The following is a 4,483-nucleotide window of genomic DNA, read 5'->3' as shown; positions in this document are numbered from 1 at the left end:
TTTACTGTTTATATAGATAAAATTGAGGGTAGTGTATTTGTGCTATGTAATATAGATTTTTGACACTACCAATAAATTTTGGAGGGAAAATTAATGAAAACAGGTAAAACAGTAAAGGTATTGCTTGCATTAACTACTGCTGCAGGTATGCTTGCTGGCTGTGGTTCTAAGACAGATACTGATACATTCAGATTTGCGAATGATACAGATATCGTTGGTATGGACAGCACAGTCGTTGATGATGCAATGTCTTTCAATGCAATCACTGCTATCACAGACGGTTTAACAACTGTTGATGTGAAGGGCAACACAATCCCTGGTATCGCTAAGAGCTGGGATGTAAGCAACAATGGATTAACTTATACTTTCCATTTAAGAGATGCTAAATGGGCTAATGGTGATGATGTCACTGCACAGGACTTCGTATACTCATGGCACAGAATCATCAAGAATGCAGGTAACTACGCTTATATGTTAGGTAGCGAAGGTGCTTCAATTAAGAATGCGGATTCTTTAATTAATTTAGGTACTGCTGCAACTGATGAACAGTTAAATACACTTGGTATTAAAGCAACTGATGACAAGACTGTTGTCGTTGATCTTGAAAAGAATGTTCCATATTTTGTAGGTTTAATGTCATTCCCATGTTACTTCCCACAGAACCAGAAGTTCGTTGAAAAATGTGGTAAGAAGTATGCAACTAAGCCTGAATATATTTTAGGTAATGGTGCTTATAAGATGACTAAGTGGATCAAAGGTAACAAGGCTACATTCACTAAGAATGATAAGTACTATGATGCAAAGTCTGTTAAGACTAAGAACTTAGAAATGTACTTAGTACAGGATCCTAAGACTGCTGCTCAGAATTTCGATAATGGTAAAGTTGACTATGCAACAATCAACTACTACATTAGTAGACAAGTATAAAGGTAAAGACACTTTCAAGACTATCAGAGAAGGATATCTTGCTTACTTAATCTGTAACTTCAAAGCAGATACAACAGCAAACAAAAACTTAAGACATGCATTATCTTATGCAATCAATAGAAAAGATTTATGTGATAACATCTTAAAAGATGGTTCACAGCCAGCTACTGGTTTTGTACCAGCTCAGTTATGTAAGAGTCCTTCAGGTAAGGATTTCCGTGAAGAATCTGGTAAATATGTAGACTATGATGTGAAGAAAGCACAGGAATACTTAGATGCTGCTAAGAAAGAATTAGGTACTGATACAATCACTGTTGATTTATTATATGGTACTGATGAATCTCCAATGGATACTTTCGCAGAATACTTACAGGGTTCATTTACTAAGTTAAAGGGCTTAAAAGTTAACATGGTAGCTACTGTTAAGAAAGACAGAATCTATAACAGAGAAGCAAGTGGTAACTTCCAGATTGCCTGCACTCGTTGGGCTCCAGACTATGCTGATCCAACTACTTTCTTAAACGTTCTTGCAAGCAGTAACTCAAACAACTATGGTAAATGGGAAAATGCGCAGTACAACTCATTATTAAAACAGGCTCAGAATGAAACTGACGTAAATAAACGTTGGAATGAATTACTTGAAGCTGAAAAAGTAATGATGGACGATATGCCAAATATACCAGTTGTTCAAACTGGTACAGCTGCATTACAGGCTAAGAACGTTAAGGGATTAGTTCATAATACAGTAAGTACTCCATACGTATTCAAATATGTAACACTTAAATAACACACATTGAGGCAGGTAACTGCCTCTTTTATATTGATAATTCGCACTATACACTTTATTATTAATAATAAGGAAGTGATAGAATGAGAAATAAGAATATCTTCACAATACCTAATATATTATCTATGTTCAGATTATTGCTATTACCGGTAATTGTATATACGTATTTGAATCAAAAAGATTATGTCTTAACAGGAATATTATTACTTATATCAGGTCTGACTGATTTGTTAGATGGGTATATAGCCCGTACATTTAATATGATGAGTGATTTAGGTAAAATACTTGATCCTGTGGCGGATAAAGCAACCCAAGCAGTGGTACTCCTATGTCTTATGACACGCTTTAGTTGGCTCACTATTCCTTTTATATGCATTCTTATTAAAGAACTGTTTATGAGTTGTATAGGCATGGTTATTATTAAGAAAACAGGGGAAGTACATGGGGCAGTGTGGCATGGTAAAGTTGCTACATTCATGTTAGATTTCATGATTATTATGCACATTGTTTTCTATAATATTTCTTATACTCTCTCTATTGTTCTTACAATTATCTCTACATTTCTTATTCTTCTATCATTCTATCTATATGCAAAAGAGAATATCAACATACTGAAAAAGGTGGGTTAAATCCCACCTTTTAGCTTCTTACTTTGAAATATGTTGCTGGAGTATCCTTTAAAGCGTCTTCTAAATCTTTAAGTTCTACTTTATCAGTAATATAAATATGATCTTCGCCAAATGAATAGTATTCATCATAATTTAAATTGAGTGGCTGTTCACTTCTTACATAATATTTAGAAGATGTAATAGGATAGACATCTTCAGTATAATCATAATCATGTGTCCATACATCTTTCTTAGCTGTCTTAATAATATCAGCGACTACAGCACTTGCAGTGACATAACGTCCTGCACCCTTACCATAGAATAAGACGTTTTCTAGATAATCACATGTAATTTCTACTACATTATAAGCATCCATGACATTACCTACAATTTCACTCATTGGAACGAGAGTAGGAGACACATCAATACCTAAACCATTTTCTAGTTTTTTGCTCATCGCAATCAACTTAATTCTATAACCAAGCTTCTTTGCATAATCCATATCTTTCTTAGTGACATTACGAATACCAGTACATTTGATCTTATCAAAATCAAAGAATGTACCAAAAGCATTCATAGTAAGAATATAGATTTTATGTGCTGCATCATAGCCATCTAAATCTAGTGCAGCATTGGCTTCTACATAACCAAGATTCTGAGCAATCTTTAATGCTTCCTCAAAATCAAGATTATCTCTTTCCATTAATGTGAGAATGAAGTTAGTTGTACCATTTAAGATACCTTCAATCTTATTGATATTGTTTGCTACTAGATCTTCCTTAGCAGGCACAACAACTGGAATACCTCCACCTACACTTGCTTCATAATAAAGGTTGACACCATTTTCTCTTGCAGCAGTAAAGAGTTCTTTCGCATCATGGGCAATAAGAGCCTTATTTGCAGTTACTACATGTTTCTTTTTATTTAATGCATCTAAGATGATTTTCTTTGCGATAGTTGTACCACCAATAAGTTCTACAACAACATCTACATCTTCATCGTTGATAACTTCATGATAATCCTGTGTATAAATAATACCATCAGGAAGGTTTACATCCTCAAGAGCACAACCGTACTTAACGACTACTTCTTCCCCAATTGTTTTTTCTAGTCTTTCTTTTTCTTTTGTAAGAATATCTACAGTTCCGAAACCAACAGTTCCTAGACCAATAACACCAATAATCATTTAAAACTCCCCCCTGATAGTATTAGAATTGTATAAAATTTACCATATTCATATAATACTGTCAATTATATATAAGTTAAAATTTGTATTATATTAGATAAATTTCGGATTTTTTAGAAATTAAACAAAAAAAGAGGAATTAATCCTCTTTTAAAATATCCTGGATGGCTTCAGATAAGCTTCCTACAACCTTTTCAGCTTTATCTTTAACTTCATTTGGGGCATAAGTAAATGTATAACCATGTTTAACGCTATCTAATAAAGGAAGATCATTCCATGAATCTCCTATACCATATACATCACTCTCATTAATATTAAAATAATCTACAACATGATTAACTCCTGTTCCCTTAGAACATCCTACACCACATACATCCACATGATTCTTGTTCTGGAATGCCGCACATGTATCACTATAATGTTCATTAATATAATCCATAGCGTTTTTCGCTTCTTCTAGATTCCCTTCAGGAAAATGAAATGAGAATGCATCAACATCTTTAAAAGATAATTTATCTAAAGAATCAATAGTAGTTCCCCATGTCTCACCTTCTGGACGATACATATAAATATCATTCTTATATACAATAGACATATGAACAGGAACTGCTTCTGAGATTTCTCTTACTATACTCATAGGAATATCTTTCTCAAAAATGACTTCACATTTCTTATTAAAGATCACACCACCACTTAAAGTAATATAGAAATCAAAGTCTATATCAGTTAATGGATAGTCTCTATTTCCTCCAAAAGGATATTTAATTCCTTCTAACTGCCTTCCTGTACATAATCCAAATAGATTTCCCTGTTTCTGGAATGTACGAATTGCCTCTACATCCTGCTTGTGTACACCATCACTAAAAAATAACGTATTATCAAAATCACTTGCTAATATTTTCATCTTTTCCTCCATTTCCCCGCACCTTCGTTGCGCGGACACAAATATATAACCAAACTCAAATCCACCAAAAC

Annotated in this window: 3 protein-coding genes and 1 pseudogene; 2 read left to right on the top strand and 2 right to left on the bottom strand. The window is 33.6% G+C overall.

The features are described from left to right. The first annotated feature begins 93 nt into the window (after positions 1 to 93). Positions 94 to 1,714, top strand: a pseudogene (locus ACFOZZ_RS04420) (peptide ABC transporter substrate-binding protein). 83 nt (positions 1,715 to 1,797) lie between these two features. Then, positions 1,798 to 2,343 (top strand): CDP-alcohol phosphatidyltransferase family protein, encoded by a 546-nt coding sequence (locus ACFOZZ_RS04415; RefSeq protein ID WP_055233359.1) that lies wholly within the window; start codon positions 1,798 to 1,800, stop codon positions 2,341 to 2,343. 10 nt (positions 2,344 to 2,353) lie between these two features. Here the strand turns inward: ACFOZZ_RS04415 and ACFOZZ_RS04410 are convergent, their stop codons facing one another. Together ACFOZZ_RS04410 and ACFOZZ_RS04405 are read right to left on the bottom strand one after the other, a co-directional pair. Then, positions 2,354 to 3,508 carry a homoserine dehydrogenase gene (locus ACFOZZ_RS04410; protein WP_006506830.1) on the bottom strand — a complete coding sequence of 385 codons (1,155 nt, stop codon included), beginning with the start codon at positions 3,506 to 3,508 and terminating at the stop codon, positions 2,354 to 2,356. A 139-nt stretch (positions 3,509 to 3,647) separates the two neighbouring features. Beyond that, the coding region (locus ACFOZZ_RS04405) for an HAD-IIB family hydrolase (protein WP_376814809.1) at positions 3,648 to 4,483 on the bottom strand (836 nt) is incomplete at its 5' end.

It is taken from the genome of Catenibacterium sp. GCM10023432, from assembly GCF_042651925.1.
Taxonomy (GTDB): Bacteria; Bacillota_I; Bacilli_A; order Erysipelotrichales; family Coprobacillaceae; genus Catenibacterium; species Catenibacterium mitsuoka.
Note: the sequence above shows the minus strand (reverse complement) of the source record. Positions and strands in the feature narration are given on the sequence as shown.

Bases quoted from the DNA above. Each gene is read 5' to 3' on its own strand.
- ACFOZZ_RS04415 (WP_055233359.1), top strand. From the start codon at position 1,798: ATGAGAAATAAGAATATCTTCACAATACCTAATATATTATCTATGTTC.
- ACFOZZ_RS04410 (WP_006506830.1), bottom strand. From the start codon at position 3,508: ATGATTATTGGTGTTATTGGTCTAGGAACTGTTGGTTTCGGAACTGTA.